This window comes from Pacificoceanicola algae (assembly GCF_049341065.1).
In the GTDB taxonomy this organism is placed as follows: domain Bacteria; phylum Pseudomonadota; class Alphaproteobacteria; order Rhodobacterales; family Rhodobacteraceae; genus Pacificoceanicola.
The window spans coordinates 112,491-126,600 of the sequence record NZ_JBMPIX010000008.1; the positions used below are offsets into that span (position 1 = coordinate 112,491).

Here is a 14,110-nt window from a genome sequence, read left to right on the forward strand (position 1 = left end):
CAACTTCTGGTTAACAAAACCCGGAGAGGCACATGTTCGGACCTATCGCAGCCTTTGAGTCGTTTATTTTCAGAGCCTTCAACATCACCGGTCGCGCCACTCGCGCAGAATACTGGTGGGTATTTCTGGCCCAGTTCCTGATCTACTGCGTCAGCATCAGCATGGATATCTGGAGCGTTTACGTCCACGGCTTTGACGAAATCGGCTTCTCCGGGATGATGACCCCTTGGCTGTTATTTCTACTCACGGTGCCCACCCTGACGTTGACCATGCGGCGCTTCCACGATTCGGGTCGGTCGTCGTTCAAGATCGCCGTCTTGATGCTGCCCGTCGTTGGTGCGCCGATGTTCGGCTACTTCCTTGTGGCGCCTTCCGAACCGGAAAAGAACAAATGGGGTGAGCCGCGCCATCCCTCTGGTCGTATGGTTTCGGTTGCACCGGACGGAACGCCGGGCAAGCAAAAGCACAACGCTTTTGCCAGCTACGCTTACCTTGTGAACGCCGATGCCGAACCGTCGCCCGCCATGGTCGAACAGCGCCGGGCAGAGATCAGCGATTATTACCGCAGCCGCGTTTTGGGCGAAGGCGCTTAATAGCTGTAGGCGGCGTAGATCTTGGTCAAATCGCCGCCCCAATCGCCATTGTAGTGATCCAGCAACTCGTCCGCAGCTACCTTGCCTGTCTCGACGCTTTCCTTGAGCGCGTTCAGAAAGTGGGTCTCGTCGGGCACGAGGCCTCCGGCGCCCGGACAGGCCCGGGCTTTCAGGCCCTGCTCCGCAATGGCCACAACCTCGCGCGCGAGGTCGTGCATCTTGACCCCGTTCACCTGCGCCTGAAGCCCATCGACCGAGGCCGCGACCCGCAGACCTTCGCGGGTTTCGGCATCCCACCCCTTGGCCAGATCCCAAGCGGCATCCAGAGCGCCCTGATCATAGCACAGCCCGACCCAAAGCGCAGGCAAGGCGCACAACCGCCGCCACGGGCCACCATCGGCGCCGCGCATCTCGATGTATTTCTTCAAGCGCGCCTCGGGGAAGACCGTGGTCAGATGGTCCGCCCAGTCCGAAAGGGTCGGCGTTTCACCGGGCAGCGCGGGCAATTCGCCCTTCAGAAAATCGCGGAACGACATGCCCAAGGCATTGATATACTTGCCATCCCGGTAGACGAAATACATCGGCACATCGAGCACGTAATCCACCCAGGCCTCGAACCCAAAGCCTTCGTCGAACACAAAGGGCAGCATCCCGGTGCGCGCCTCATCCAGATTGCGCCAGATCAGCGCACGCCAGCTTTTGTGGCCGTTGGGTTTGCCCTCGAAAAACGGCGAATTGGCAAACAGCGCTGTCGCAACCGGCTGCAAGGCCAGCGCAACACGCATCTTTTGCACCATGTCTGCCTCGGACCCGAAATCGAGGTTCACCTGAACCGTACAGGTCCGGCGCATCATGGCGGTGCCCATGGTGCCGACTTTTTGCATGTAGTCGTTCATCAACTGGTATCGCCCCTTGGGCATGAGCGGCATTTCCTCATGCTTCCAGATTGGCGCAGCACCAAGGCCGATGAAACCCACGCCGATCTTGTCGGCGATTTCCTTGACCTCGCGCAGGTGTTCATTCACCTCGTCGCAAGTCTGGTGGATGGTCTCGAGCGGGGCACCCGAAAGTTCCAGCGCGCCGCCTGGTTCAAGGCTGACGTTCGCACCGTCCTTTTCCAGCCCGATCAAATGGCCGCCTTCCAGAACCGGCGTCCAGCCAAAGCGGTCGCGCAGCCCCTCAAGCACCGCCTTGATGGACCGCTCGCCTTCGTAGGGCAGCGGTTTCAGCGTGTCTTTGCAATAGCCGAACTTCTCGTGCTCGGTGCCGATCCGCCAGTCCTCTTTGGGTTTGCAGCCCGAGGCGAGGTATTCGATCATCTGATCACGGCTTTCAATCGGCCCGCCGCCGGATTGGGGGATTGACATGTGGCTGCTCCGATAAAGTCCTGACGCGTAGGGAATTAAGCCTTGGTCGGAAAATTTCCGGGTGTCAATGCAAGCGGCGCCCCAAGGGCTGCGCAGAGCCTGCGCGCCAGATCACAACTGGATGTGCAGGACCTCGCTCAAGCTCGCGCAACATGAACTCCGTGCGGATCCCCGGCAAATGCGCGAAGGCGTCGAACAGGGATTCGGAGCCTTCTGCATTGATCGGAATCATCAGCGGCGGCTGCCCCGGTTGATCAAGTCGCCAGTGCGCAGGTTTTGCCGACGGGTCCAACGTCAGGGCAGACAGCGCGTCGATGTCCGCAACGCCCCCGGACAGCGGGCCGAAATAGGTGATCCGTCCCTCGATCACCTGAACGATTCCCGGCCCCCCGCTGCCCTGTCGGAAACGCGCCTGTTGAAGACCCGTGATCACCAGCGCCACTCCGATCAGGCAGACAGCGTAGCCAAGCCAATGCAACAGCCCGCCGCCGGTGAAAAACCCCCAGTAGACCCCAACCACCAGCACCCCCGCGCCAACCAGCGCCTCGCGGAAGCGGCCGATGACGGCCGTGGCTTCGGGGCGGATCATACCCAGTCTCCAAAGGTGGTTTGCCACAACGCCAGCGCGGCCACCGCCGCCGTATCCGCCCGCAAGATGCGCGGGCCAAGGGCCACCGGGCGGGCAAAGGGCAAGGCGCGCAGGCGCTCACGCTCCGCCGGGCTAAAGCCGCCCTCGGGACCGATGAGAATCGCCCAAGGGCCTGCCGACCCCTGCAGGGAAAGGGTCTGCCCAACGGCGCTTTCGTCGCAGAACATCAATTGTCGGTCTTCCGGCCAATCAGACAGAAGGCGATCCAGCCGGGTCAGATCGGCGACCTCGGGCACAAAGGTGCCACAGCATTGTTCGGCGGCCTCGATGGCGTGGGCTTGCAGGCGATCCTGCCGGATGCGTTCGGAATTGGTGTACTCGGTTCCCACCGGGACAATCCGCCGTGCGCCCATCTCGGTCGCCTTTTCAACGATGAAATCGGTGCGGGCCTTTTTGATCGGCGCGAAGCAAAGCCACAGATCGGGCGGAAGCATCAACGGCGCCGACTGGCGCAGACAGGTCAAAGTCCCGCCCTTCTTGCCAGCCTCGGTCACTTCGGCCTGCCATTCGCCATCGCGGCCGTTGAACAGTGCCACGACGTCGCCCCGCGTCAGCCGCATCACGCCGAAAAGGTAATGCGCCTGCTCCCGCGACAGCGGCAGCGGTTGTCCCTCCCCCAGAGGGTGCTCTACATAAAGGCGGACCTTTGCATTCATGAGGCGCAACATATGACTGGCACATCCAAGACACCAGAGGCCCAAGGCCAAGTTCGCGACGCGGTGCGCGGCAACTGGGTGGACCATCGCGCACCCGAATGGACCCGCCCCTATCTGCGGCTCAGCCGCGCTGACCGGCCTATCGGAACTTGGCTGCTGTTGTTGCCGTGCTGGTGGGGGTTGTTTCTGGCGATGGTCGCGGATGGTCAGGCCAGCCTGTTTGACGCCTGGATCTTTGCCGGGTGCGGGATTGGCGCGATTCTGATGCGCGGCGCGGGCTGTACGTGGAACGACATCACCGATCGCGATATCGACGGCTCGGTGGACCGCACCGCCTCGCGACCGATCCCCTCGGGGCAAGTCACGACGAAACAGGCGTTGGCATGGGCGGTCGTGCAATGCCTGATCGCTTTTTGCATATTGATCACCTTTCCCCCCGCCGCGATCGCCCTTGGCGTGCTGGCACTGGTTCCGGTGGCGATCTACCCCTTTGCCAAGCGGTTCACATGGTGGCCGCAGATTTTTCTGGGCATCGCCTTCAACTGGGGGGCCTTGTTGGTCTGGACCGCGCATTCCGGCAGTCTCGGCCTGCCTGCCGTGTCCCTATACCTTGCGGGCATGTCCTGGACGCTGTTCTACGACACGATCTACGCCCATCAAGACAAGGAAGACGACGCGCTGATCGGCGTGAAATCCACCGCGCGCCTGTTCGGGGACGACACGCCCAAATGGCTGGCCCGGTTCATGGTTGTCTGTGTCGCCCTCATGGGCGCGGCCATTGTTCTGGCGATTCCGGATGGGGAAATCCTGCGACTGGTGATCCTGCTTTGCGGCCCTTGGGCGATGGGCTGGCATATGCTGTGGCAAATGCGGCGCCTCAAGATGGACGATGCCGACCGTTTATTGGAATTGTTTCGCGCCAACCGAGATGCCGGACTGATCCCTGTGCTGTTTTTCGCCATCGCGGCATTGGTGTGATTGCGCATCCCGCCCTGCTTGCGTATCACACTGATAATCAACAAAGGATGCAAAGCGCCAATGCGCCTTTCCTCACTTTTTACGATCGTCGGAACGTTTTTCGCTGCGGCGCTTATCAGCCTAATTACTGCAAATTTCTCGGTTGGAATGATCGAGAATGCCTCAAAGTCGGGCGTTCTGAACGAATTGGACCGTGAAGGCCTGACATGGGCCGAGGTCGACACAAACGGGCTTCAGGTCTTTCTGATCGGCACCGCGCCGGACGAAGCGACACGCTTTCAGGCCCTCAGCACCGCCGGACGAGTCGTCGATGCCGCCCGCGTCATCGACCAGATGCTGATCGAAGAAGCTGACGATTTCGCCCCGCCTTATTTCTCGGTCGAGATTCTGCGCAATGACGCGGGGATATCGGTGATCGGCCTGATCCCCGCCGAGACCGACCGCGAAGATCTGCTGGCACAGTTCCGCGAAATCGCCGGCACCACCGAAGTGTCCGACCTGCTGGATGCGGCGGATTATCCCGCGCCGGATGGCTGGGATGCTGCCCTGCGTTATGCCACCTCCGCGCTTCGCGACCTGCCACGGTCGCAAATCTCGGTGGATGCCGAACGCGTGTCGATCAAGGCCATGACCGAAAGCGGCGAGGCAAAACAGCGGCTTGAAACCGCGCTGGCCCGGCGCAAACCGGACGACTTGCGGCTGGCACTGGAACTGACGGCGCCGCGCCCGGTGATTACACCTTTTACCCTGCGTTTCGTCATCGAAAACGGAGAGCCGCGTTTTGACGCCTGCTCGGCCGATAGCGAAGAGGCCCGCGATCGCATTCTGCGCGCAGCCGCCCGCACCGGCCTCGAAGGTAAATCGACCTGCACGCTTGGCCTTGGCGTGCCATCGCGCCGCTGGGCCGATGCCGCAGAGATCGTCATTTCCAAACTGCACGAATTGGGCGGCGGCTCTGTGACCATCACCAATGCCGATATCAATCTTGTCGCGTTGGAAGGGACCGATCAAACCCTGTTCGACCGCATCGTCGGCGAGGTTGAATCCTCGCTGCCCGAAGTGTTTGCCTTGCATGCGACCCTTCCAAAGAAACCCGATGCCGCGGATCAGGGACCACCGGAATTTGTCGCCACCCTCAGCCCCGAAGGCGAAGTGCAACTGCGCGGTCGCCTTTCGAGCGAAATCGCGCGGCAGACCGTCGACAGCTTTGCCCGGGCGCGTTTTGGATCGAACTCGGTTTATACGGCGGCCCGTGTGGACGAAACCTTGCCCGGCGATTGGGCCGTGCGGACCTTGGCCGGGATCGAAGTATTGGGGCAACTGGTCAATGGCGTCGTCACCGTGACGCCCGACAATGTCAAAGTCTCTGGCAAGACCGGCAACACCGAGGCCAGCGCTGAAATCGCGCGCCTTCTGGCGGCCAAGCTGGGCGACGAGGCGACCTTTGATATCAAGGTCGAATACCTCAAGAAATACGACGCATCGCTGGGCATTCCCACCCCGGAGGAGTGCGAGGCGCAAATCGTCGAAATCATCGGTGATCGCAAGATTACCTTTGAACCCAGCAGCGCCACGCTGGACGCCTCGGCGAAGGATATCCTGGATGAACTGGCCGACCTGCTGAAGAAATGCGGCGACATCCCGATCGAGGTTGGCGGTCACACTGACAGTCAGGGCCGCGAGTCGATGAACGAAGAGCTTAGCCGTGACCGCGCGCAATCGGTTCTGGAAGCGCTGCGAACACGTCTGGTTCCTGTGGCATCCTATAGCGTAAAGGGTTATGGCGAAACGCAGCCGATTGCGGACAATGGCACCGAAGATGGCCGCGAGGCGAATCGCCGTATTGAATTCAAGCTTCTGAGACCGGAGCCGATCGAAGAAGTCACAACCACCCTCGAGCAGGTGGAACAAGACAATGGCGCCGGAGCAGCGCCCGCAGAAGGAACCGGGGATGAATAGAACCGAATTCATCATTGCAACTGCCATCATCCTCTTTGTGGCGTTCTGCCTTGGCTGGTTCGCAAATTGGCTGGTGCATCGGTTCAGCCGGGTTTCGCAGGCTGACGTCGATCAACTGGAACGCATGAGCCAGGAATTGCACGAAGCCGAGGAAACTCGCGATCAGGCGATCACCTACCTGCAACAGCGCGAAGCCGAGCTGACCAACCAGCTTGCCCAGACCGAAGCCGAGCTTTCCGCCGCGATGGACGGTCTGCGCGAAGCTCGTCAGGAGGCCGAGGAAATGCGCCTGTATGTCGAGCGCATGAACCAGGCCGGCTAAGGCCCGCACCCCAAACCAGGGACCTCTGGCCAATCCTGCCCGCTTATGCTCATAGATGGGCAAACGACAGGACAGGACGGCCATGACCCAGATCATCAACGCACTCGCTGACATCTCGGACCGCTACGAGGCGCTTTTCGTCGACCTTTGGGGCTGCGTGCACAACGGGGTCAAGGCGATCCCCTCGGCGGTCGAGGCGCTGGCCGCTTATCGCGCCCGTGGCGGTGCCGTGATCCTTGTCACCAACGCTCCGCGGTCGCGCCACGAGGTGGCCAAGCAACTGGATTATTTCGAGGTACCCAAAGAGGCCTACGACGATATTGCCACCTCGGGCGACAGCGCCCGCGCCGCGATGTTTCAGGGGGCGGTTGGGCAAAAGGTCTGGTTCATGGGCCAGCCGCACGACCTGTCCTTCTTTGAGCCGCTGAAATTGCTGGACAACCCTGTCGACATTACCCGAGTTTCCTTTGAAGAGGCCGAGGGCATTATCTGCTGCGGCCCCGAAGACCCGCACGCCTCGCCGGATGTCTACCGCCCGCAGTTTCTGTATGCCAAGCAAAAGGGTATCAAGCTGCTTTGCGCCAACCCAGATATCGTCGTGGACCGGGGCGAGCGCCGCGAATATTGCGCGGGCGCCGTGGCGCAACTGTATACGGAAATGGGCGGCGAAAGCCTGTATTTCGGCAAGCCCTATCCGCCGATCTATGACCTGGCCCGTCGCCGCCTGTCCGAACACCGCAAGGGCGTGCAGGACGCTGGCATTCTGGCCATCGGTGACGGCCCGGCGACCGACATTCGCGGCGCCATGGGCGAGGATATTGATTCCCTTTTCATCACTGGCGGGCTGGCCCGTTCCGAGACCAAAACGACGCATGCACCCGACCCGGATGCGCTAAACGGTTATATCGAAAAGGAAATGATAAATCCGACATTTGCAATGGGGACTTTGGCCTAGGTATTTTCCCCTTGATTTTTCTGCGCTTGCAAAGTAATAAAATTACCAAATAGCGCGGATTCGCGTGCGTTTATTACCGCGCGAAAGATCAAGGAGGGCGAGATGTTGGACAATCTGCCACGCGGCACGATCTGCATCGAAGATATCGAAATGGGCATGACGCGGCACCTGCGCAAACAGGTGACCGATCAGGATATCGAGATGTTCGCGCAGATCTCGACCGACCGGAACCCTGTTCATCTTGATGACGATTACGCGCAAGACACGATCTTTGAAGGTCGGATTGCCCACGGGATGCTGACCGCTGGCCTGATCTCGGCGGTGATTGGCGAACAACTGCCCGGCCATGGCACCGTCTACATGGGCCAGACGTTGAAGTTCCTCGCCCCCGTCCGCCCCGGCGACATGGTCTATGCCGAGGTCAAGGTGGTCGACATCGACCACGGCAAACGCCGCGTGACGCTGGATTGCCATTGCTCGGTCGATGGCAAGAAAGTCCTGATTGGCGAGGCCAAAGTTCTTGCCCCATCGCGCAAGTTCGACTGAAAAGCGCCCCACTCCCGCGCTTGGCCCGTCCGGTCTGTTGATCCGGCGGGCCTTTTCATGTGCACATATCCTGTGCCGCTGCGCCACAAGCACAGCTTCTTTGCGGCGCGGCCTTGTACCACCCCTCCACGCAATCTACATCACGCTGCATGAAACGCTGGATCCCCTTTGTAAAATCCCACCCGACCGTTTCCGTTGTGCGCCTGCAGGGCGCCATCGGCATGGGGGGGCGCGGCTCGATCAACGACCGAAACACTGCTTCGATGCTGGAAAAGGCGTTCACCAAAGGCAAACCCGCCGCGGTTGCGTTGGAAATCAACTCCCCCGGTGGCTCGCCTGTGCAATCTTCTTTGATCGGCGCGCGGATCCGTCGCTTGGCCAAGGAAAACGAGGTTCCGGTCTTTGCCTTTGTCGAAGACGTTGCGGCGTCGGGCGGCTATTGGCTGGCCTCGGCAGCGGATGAGATCTGGGCCGACGAAAGCTCGATCCTGGGGTCGATCGGAGTGATTTCGGCCAGTTTCGGCGCACATGTCTTTCTGCAACGGCAGGGGATCGAACGCCGGGTTCATACGGCGGGTAAGTCCAAGTCGATGATGGACCCTTTCAAACCCGAAACCGAGGAAGATGTCGCGCGGCTCGACAGGCTTCTGGGACAGTTGCATGAAAACTTCATCGGCCATGTGAAATCCGTCCGCGAAGGCAAGCTCGCCGAAAATCCGGACCTGTTCACCGGGGAAATCTGGATCGGTCGCCACGCCGTCGATCAAGGCCTTGCAGATGGCGTTGGCCATCTGGTGCCGAAAATGAAAGAACGCTTTGGCGACAAGGTGAATTTCCGCCGCTTTGAGCAGAAAAAACCATTGTTCCCGCGCTTTGGCATGTCAGTCGCCCAAGGCGCTCTGAGCGAGATTGAGGAACGCGCGGAATTCGCGCGATTTGGTCTGTGACGTGATCGTCAAAATCGTCTTTCTCTTCCTGATCTTCATGGGCGTTCTGGCAATGTTTGGCAAATTGCGCCTGCCCGGTCAGGATCGTCTGGACAAGGCGCGATGCAGCGCCTGCGGCCGTTTCCGGATTGGCAAAGGCCCCTGCCCGTGTGGCAAAGACAAACGCAACAAGAAGGGCTGACATGGTCTTTGTTTATGCCACCCTTGGATTGGTGATACTGCTTCTGGCCGGCGATGCCTTGGTCAAAGGCGCCGTGAACCTGAGCCTGCGCGTCGGCATCCCGGCGTTGATCGTCAGCCTGACAATCGTCGCCTTTGGCACTTCGGCGCCCGAATTGCTGATCTCGATACAGGCTGCGCTAGAGGGTGTTCCAGGCATTGCTCTTGGCAATGTCGTCGGATCGAACACCGCCAACGTGCTGTTGGTACTTGGCATTCCCGCCCTGATCGCCGTGATGCACACGTCCGAGTGCAACACCAAGAAAAGCTATGTGCAGATGCTGGGCGCGACCGTGCTATTCATTGCGCTGGCGTTTCGCGGGGTCTTTGACCGATTTGCCGCCCTGGTTCTGCTGACAGTATTGGCGGGGTTCCTTTGGGTCGCCGTGCGCGACGCACTGGCTCACCGCCGCGAAGGTGTGATTGATGAGGACCTGGAAGAACCCGAAGGCGCTGACCCGGACATGCCGTGGTGGAAAATTGGCGTCTTTTTGGTGCTGGGTCTGATCGGGCTGCCACTCGGTGCCAGCCTTCTGGTCGACAGCGCCCGCGAAATTGCCTTGATGTACGGCGTGCCGGACACCGTGATCGGCCTGACATTAGTGGCGATCGGCACCTCGCTTCCTGAATTGGCCACAACCGTCATGGCCGCGATCCGCCGTCAGGCCGACGTGGCAATCGGCAACGTGATCGGCTCGAACCTGTTCAACCTGCTGGCCATCATCGGTGTTGCTGCCCTGATCAAACCCATGCCGGTCGATGCGGCCTTCCTGCACTTTGACCTTTGGGTGATGCTTGGGTCCTCGGTGATCCTGATCCCCTTCGTCTTTTGGGGGCGCGATCTGACCCGTATCTGGGGCGTGGTCTTGTCAGCGCTTTATGTGCTCTATGTCTTGGTCGTGTTGAACGTCTGAGGACCCCCATGACCCTTTCTCCTAAAAGAGCCCTCGTCACCGGCGCCGCAAAGCGGCTAGGCCGCGCCATGTCGCTGTATCTGGCCGAGCGTGGATATGACGTGGCCGTGCATTATGCCGGATCCGAAGGCGCCGCGCAGGACACCGTGGCCGAAATCGAGGCGCTGGGTCGCAAGGCCGTGGCCCTGCAGGCAGACCTTCTGGACGAAGCGCAAACCCAGACGCTTTTTCCACGCGCGACCAAAGCGCTTGGCGGTCCGATCACCTTGTTGATCAACAACGCCTCGATCTTTGAGCGCGACACTCTACACAACGCCACGCGAGACAGTTGGGACCGGCACATGGAAAGCAACCTGCGCGCGCCGTTTGTGCTGATCCAGGCCCTGGCCGCGCAGCTGCCCATGCCGGAATGCGACGATCGCGATGAACCCCTCGCCCAAGGTCTCGTGATCAATATGATCGACCAACGCGTGCGCAAACTGACCCCCCATTTTTCCAGCTACACGCTTGCCAAGATGGGTCTTTGGGCGCTGACCCAAACCGCCGCGCAGGCACTCGCGCCCCGTGCACGGGTCAACGCAATCGGCCCCGGCCCAACGCTGAAAGGGGCGCATCAGGATGATGATCAATTCTCGCGCCAGCGCGCGGCCACTATCCTTGAACGGGGCGCCAACCCCGAGGATATCACCGCCGCTCTGAGCTACTTTCTGGACGCCCCCGCAGTCACTGGTCAACTACTATGCGTCGATGGCGGGCAGCATCTGGCATGGGAAACTCCGGACGTTTCCGGCGTTGAATAGGCATTACCCGTGCAAGTTTTGCACCGCCTTAAGAAAGGTTACAAAAGCGTTACAAAATTCTTAAGAATCTCAATGACTTGCGATGCTTTAAGTTTTTTATTGCTTAGTTTCAACGACTTAATGAATTGCCTAAAAAATGTGCAATTTCCTGAAGTGCCATATAAACAAGAGAAAATTTGGTATACCCGGAATTTGCCTACAGAGTTATCCACAGAAACGGTGGATGTTATATAGCTTGCTTCGATAGGCCCCGCATTGCAGCCAGAAACCAGAATCAGAAAGTAACCCAGGGTCACCTATGAACGACGCCACGCCCCCCGTCCGCAAGGGACACGAGGTCATTCAGGACTATCTGAAAACGCTGGACAGCAGTCCCGGCGTCTACCGGATGCTGGATGAACAATCGCGGGTGCTGTACGTCGGCAAGGCGCGCAATCTGCGCAACCGGGTGTCCAACTACGCGCGCCCTTCGGGGCATTCGCGGCGGATCGAGCGGATGATCTCGGAAACCGTTTCGATGATGTTTCTGACCACCCGGACGGAAACCGAAGCGCTGCTTCTGGAACAGAACCTGATCAAGCAGCTCAAGCCGAAATTCAACGTGCTGCTGCGCGACGACAAGAGCTTTCCCAACATTCTGGTGACCGATCACGCCTATCCGCAGATCAAGAAACATCGCGGCGCCAAGAAAGAGGGCGGCAGCTATTACGGCCCCTTCGCCAGCGCGGGTGCGGTGAATCGGGTGCTGAGCCAGCTGCAAAAGGGGTTCCAGTTGCGCAACTGCACGGATTCGATGTTCGAAACCCGCACGCGCCCCTGCCTACAACATCAGATCAAGCGCTGCACCGCGCCCTGTGTCGGCAAGATCAGCGAAGAGGATTACGCCGCCAATGTGAAGGATGCCCAGCGGTTTCTGTCGGGCAAGTCGACCCAGATACAGGAAACTCTGGCCGCGCAGATGGCCGAAGCCTCGGAGGCGATGGAATTCGAACGCGCCGCCGCGCTGCGTGATCGCATCCGCGCATTGACGCAGGTCCAGACCGCTCAGGGGATCAACCCGCAAACGGTGGCCGAGGCCGATATCATCGCCCTGCATCTGGAAAATGGGCAGGCCTGCGTGCAGGTCTTTTTTATCCGGGCCAACCAGAACTGGGGCAACCGGGATTTCTATCCGCGTGTCGGCGAAGATGTCAGCGCAGCCGAGGTCATGGAGGCCTTTATTGGCCAGTTCTACGACCAGAAAGAACCGCCGCGCCTGCTGCTGCTGTCCCACGGCATCGAGAATGACGACCTGATGGTACAGGCCCTCAGCGACAAGCTTGGCCGCAAGGTCGACATCACTGTGCCTATGCGCGGGGAAAAGGCCGAACTGGTGGACAGCGCGACGCGCAATGCCCGCGAAAGCCTTGCCCGGCGGATGTCGGAAACCGCGACACAGGCCAAGTTGCTGCGCGGTCTGGCCGAAGCCTTTGATCTGGACGCCCCGCCACAGCGGATCGAAGTCTATGACAACAGCCACATTCAGGGCACCAATGCCGTCGGCGCGATGATCTGCGCTGGCCCCGAAGGCTTCATGAAAAACCAGTACCGCAAGTTCAACATCAAGGGCGATGATCTGACACCGGGCGACGATTTCGGCATGATGAAAGAGGTGCTGAACCGGCGCCTGAAACGTCTGCTCAAGGAAGACCCGGATCGCGACAAGGGGCTTTGGCCCGACCTGATGCTGATCGATGGCGGCGCCGGGCAAATCTCGGCCGTGGCCGAGATCATGCTTGACCACGGCATTGACGATCTGCCATTTGTCGGGGTGGCAAAGGGCGTCGACCGGGACGCGGGCAAAGAGGAATTTCACCGCAGCGGCCAGCGCCCCTTTGCGCTGCGCCACAACGATCCGGTGCTCTATTTCGTGCAACGCCTGCGCGACGAGGCACACCGCTTTGCCATCGGCACCCACCGCGCCAAGCGCGCCAAGTCCAACATGAAGAACCCACTGGACGAGATTTCCGGCGTCGGCGGGGCGCGCAAACGGGCGCTGCTCGCGCATTTCGGCTCGGCCAAGGCGGTCGGCCGTGCCAATCTGGCGGACCTGAAGGCCGTGGACGGAGTATCAGAGTCGCTTGCCGAACGGATCTATGCCTTTTTCCACGAAAAGGGCTAGGCCAACAATTCGTCGACGCGAAAGCCATCTGGGATGGCGTCGCGCCCGTCCAGCACCAGATCCGCCATGACCTGCGCCACCTTGGGTGCCATGCCAAAGCCGATCTTGAATCCGCCATTGGCGATGAAATGCCCGGCCCGCCCCGGCCATGCGCCCAGCAAAGGCGCGCGGCTTTTGGCGCGCGGGCGCACCCCGGCCCAGCGTTGTATCACCTCGGCGCCATGCAGCGCGGGCAGCGCCTGCCAGGCGCGTTCGATCAGGCTGTCGGCCTGCTCATCGACGCCCGTGGGATCGTCGAAGTCGCGCTCGGAGGTCGACCCGATGGCCACGGTGCCATCCGCATGTGGCACGATATGCAACCCGCCGACAAATAACTGCGGTGCCTCATGTGCCTCATGGCGCAACAGAACCGCCTGTCCTTTGACGCCATCGCCAACCTTGCGGCCAAAAGCCTCGTTCAAGTCCAACAGCCCCCGCCATCCGGTTGCCCAGACCACGGCGCCTTCATCCGGGGCCTCGGTGGTGATCTCGGCGCCGATGGCTGTCAGGGCAGCCACCAGAGCAGCGCAGGCGCGGCGCGGATGCATCCGGCCGCTCAGCGTATCGCGGACCAGCAAGCCGGTCGGACTGGACGGGGCGAAAGCACCCGCCTGTCCCGCCTCGATCACCTCCCAGACAGCGCAGCCTTGCCACAGCTGCTCGGCGCCGATCGCCCGCGCCTTGGCCAATGCAAGGCCGTTGTCGTCCATGATCGGCTGCAACCGTCCAAGGCGGCCATAGCCGGCAGATACGCCACCCGCCGCTTCGACCCCCGCCCAAAAGCTGTCTGCCAAAAGCAGGCTCTCAAGCTGAAAGGCCTTCTTGGGGTTCCAGTTTTCCGGGACGTGCGGCGCCAACGCGCCAACGATCCCGCCTGACGATCCGGCCCCCGGTCCGAAAGGGTCAACCACCCGCACCCGAGCGCCCGCCTGCGCGCAGACCCAGGCCACCGACAGGCCAAAGGCTCCCGCGCCGCGCACCGTCACATCCACGCTTGCCATTCCC

The 14,110-nt window shown here is 60.8% G+C and carries 15 protein-coding genes; 11 read left to right on the forward strand and 4 right to left on the reverse strand.

Annotated features, from left to right (window positions below; all coding sequences use genetic code 11):
• Positions 1 to 32 precede the first annotated feature (32 nt).
• On the forward strand, positions 33 to 593 hold the full coding sequence (locus ACOYQJ_RS13725; protein ID WP_422906599.1) for a DUF805 domain-containing protein: 561 nt from the start codon (positions 33 to 35) through the stop codon (positions 591 to 593).
• Here the strand turns inward: ACOYQJ_RS13725 and ACOYQJ_RS13730 are convergent.
• From ACOYQJ_RS13730 to ACOYQJ_RS13740, 3 genes are all read right to left on the reverse strand, one after another.
• The gene (locus ACOYQJ_RS13730) at positions 590 to 1,960 is read right to left on the reverse strand and encodes a glutamate--cysteine ligase (protein WP_422906600.1); all 1,371 of its coding nucleotides are present in this window, start codon (positions 1,958 to 1,960) and stop codon (positions 590 to 592) included. The genes ACOYQJ_RS13725 and ACOYQJ_RS13730 overlap by 4 nt on opposite strands.
• Before the next feature lie 64 nt (positions 1,961 to 2,024).
• On the reverse strand, positions 2,025 to 2,549 hold the full coding sequence (locus ACOYQJ_RS13735; RefSeq protein ID WP_422906601.1) for a hypothetical protein: 525 nt from the start codon (positions 2,547 to 2,549) through the stop codon (positions 2,025 to 2,027).
• On the reverse strand, positions 2,546 to 3,265 hold the full coding sequence (locus ACOYQJ_RS13740; RefSeq protein WP_422906602.1) for a 16S rRNA (uracil(1498)-N(3))-methyltransferase: 720 nt from the start codon (positions 3,263 to 3,265) through the stop codon (positions 2,546 to 2,548). The genes ACOYQJ_RS13735 and ACOYQJ_RS13740 overlap by 4 nt, the downstream gene beginning before the upstream one ends.
• A 12-nt stretch (positions 3,266 to 3,277) precedes the next feature.
• Between ACOYQJ_RS13740 and ubiA the strand changes: the two genes are divergently transcribed.
• The 10 genes from ubiA (at position 3,278) to uvrC (ending at position 13,066) form a co-directional block, all read left to right on the forward strand.
• The gene (gene ubiA / locus ACOYQJ_RS13745) at positions 3,278 to 4,243 is read left to right on the forward strand and encodes a 4-hydroxybenzoate octaprenyltransferase (protein ID WP_422906603.1); all 966 of its coding nucleotides are present in this window, start codon (positions 3,278 to 3,280) and stop codon (positions 4,241 to 4,243) included.
• 60 nt (positions 4,244 to 4,303) lie between these two features.
• Positions 4,304 to 6,202 carry an OmpA family protein gene (locus ACOYQJ_RS13750; RefSeq protein ID WP_422906604.1) on the forward strand — a complete coding sequence of 633 codons (1,899 nt, stop codon included), beginning with the start codon at positions 4,304 to 4,306 and terminating at the stop codon, positions 6,200 to 6,202.
• Positions 6,195 to 6,524 (forward strand): hypothetical protein, encoded by a 330-nt coding sequence (locus ACOYQJ_RS13755; protein ID WP_422906605.1) that lies wholly within the window; start codon positions 6,195 to 6,197, stop codon positions 6,522 to 6,524. Before ACOYQJ_RS13750 ends, ACOYQJ_RS13755 begins: the two co-directional genes overlap by 8 nt.
• A gap of 82 nt (positions 6,525 to 6,606) precedes the next feature.
• The gene (locus tag ACOYQJ_RS13760; protein ID WP_422906606.1) at positions 6,607 to 7,479 is read left to right on the forward strand and encodes a TIGR01459 family HAD-type hydrolase; all 873 of its coding nucleotides are present in this window, start codon (positions 6,607 to 6,609) and stop codon (positions 7,477 to 7,479) included.
• Between the two features lie 102 nt (positions 7,480 to 7,581).
• Positions 7,582 to 8,025, forward strand: a complete 444-nt coding sequence (locus ACOYQJ_RS13765) for a MaoC family dehydratase (protein WP_422906607.1) — start codon at positions 7,582 to 7,584, stop codon at positions 8,023 to 8,025.
• 149 nt (positions 8,026 to 8,174) lie between these two features.
• A complete protein-coding gene (locus tag ACOYQJ_RS13770; RefSeq protein WP_422906608.1) occupies positions 8,175 to 8,972 on the forward strand; it encodes a S49 family peptidase in 798 nt (265 codons plus the stop codon).
• Position 8,973: 1 nt separating this feature from the next.
• A complete protein-coding gene (locus ACOYQJ_RS13775) occupies positions 8,974 to 9,153 on the forward strand; it encodes a hypothetical protein (protein WP_422906609.1) in 180 nt (59 codons plus the stop codon).
• Between the two features lies 1 nt (position 9,154).
• On the forward strand, positions 9,155 to 10,105 hold the full coding sequence (locus ACOYQJ_RS13780) for a calcium/sodium antiporter (protein ID WP_422906610.1): 951 nt from the start codon (positions 9,155 to 9,157) through the stop codon (positions 10,103 to 10,105).
• Between the two features lie 8 nt (positions 10,106 to 10,113).
• A complete protein-coding gene (locus ACOYQJ_RS13785; RefSeq protein WP_422906611.1) occupies positions 10,114 to 10,905 on the forward strand; it encodes an SDR family oxidoreductase in 792 nt (263 codons plus the stop codon).
• Positions 10,906 to 11,203: 298 nt separating this feature from the next.
• Positions 11,204 to 13,066, forward strand: coding sequence for an excinuclease ABC subunit UvrC (gene uvrC / locus ACOYQJ_RS13790; RefSeq protein WP_422906612.1), 1,863 nt, complete (start codon positions 11,204 to 11,206; stop codon positions 13,064 to 13,066).
• Here the strand turns inward: uvrC and ACOYQJ_RS13795 are convergent.
• Positions 13,063 to 14,106 carry an NAD(P)/FAD-dependent oxidoreductase gene (locus ACOYQJ_RS13795; RefSeq protein WP_422906613.1) on the reverse strand — a complete coding sequence of 348 codons (1,044 nt, stop codon included), beginning with the start codon at positions 14,104 to 14,106 and terminating at the stop codon, positions 13,063 to 13,065. The two genes, uvrC and ACOYQJ_RS13795, sit on opposite strands and share 4 nt — an antisense overlap.
• Positions 14,107 to 14,110: the final 4 nt, after the last annotated feature.

Excerpts from the sequence above, each read along its gene's own strand:
- ACOYQJ_RS13765 (WP_422906607.1), top strand. The coding sequence starts at position 7,582 with ATGTTGGACAATCTGCCACGCGGCACGATCTGCATCGAAGATATCGAA.
- ACOYQJ_RS13725 (WP_422906599.1), top strand. The coding sequence starts at position 33 with ATGTTCGGACCTATCGCAGCCTTTGAGTCGTTTATTTTCAGAGCCTTC.
- ACOYQJ_RS13785 (WP_422906611.1), top strand. The coding sequence starts at position 10,114 with ATGACCCTTTCTCCTAAAAGAGCCCTCGTCACCGGCGCCGCAAAGCGG.
- ACOYQJ_RS13730 (WP_422906600.1), bottom strand. The coding sequence starts at position 1,960 with ATGTCAATCCCCCAATCCGGCGGCGGGCCGATTGAAAGCCGTGATCAG.
- ubiA (WP_422906603.1), top strand. The coding sequence starts at position 3,278 with ATGACTGGCACATCCAAGACACCAGAGGCCCAAGGCCAAGTTCGCGAC.
- ACOYQJ_RS13760 (WP_422906606.1), top strand. The coding sequence starts at position 6,607 with ATGACCCAGATCATCAACGCACTCGCTGACATCTCGGACCGCTACGAG.
- ACOYQJ_RS13780 (WP_422906610.1), top strand. The coding sequence starts at position 9,155 with ATGGTCTTTGTTTATGCCACCCTTGGATTGGTGATACTGCTTCTGGCC.
- ACOYQJ_RS13755 (WP_422906605.1), top strand. The coding sequence starts at position 6,195 with ATGAATAGAACCGAATTCATCATTGCAACTGCCATCATCCTCTTTGTG.
- ACOYQJ_RS13735 (WP_422906601.1), bottom strand. The coding sequence starts at position 2,549 with ATGATCCGCCCCGAAGCCACGGCCGTCATCGGCCGCTTCCGCGAGGCG.
- ACOYQJ_RS13750 (WP_422906604.1), top strand. The coding sequence starts at position 4,304 with ATGCGCCTTTCCTCACTTTTTACGATCGTCGGAACGTTTTTCGCTGCG.
- ACOYQJ_RS13770 (WP_422906608.1), top strand. The coding sequence starts at position 8,175 with ATGAAACGCTGGATCCCCTTTGTAAAATCCCACCCGACCGTTTCCGTT.
- uvrC (WP_422906612.1), top strand. The coding sequence starts at position 11,204 with ATGAACGACGCCACGCCCCCCGTCCGCAAGGGACACGAGGTCATTCAG.
- ACOYQJ_RS13740 (WP_422906602.1), bottom strand. The coding sequence starts at position 3,265 with ATGAATGCAAAGGTCCGCCTTTATGTAGAGCACCCTCTGGGGGAGGGA.
- ACOYQJ_RS13795 (WP_422906613.1), bottom strand. The coding sequence starts at position 14,106 with ATGGCAAGCGTGGATGTGACGGTGCGCGGCGCGGGAGCCTTTGGCCTG.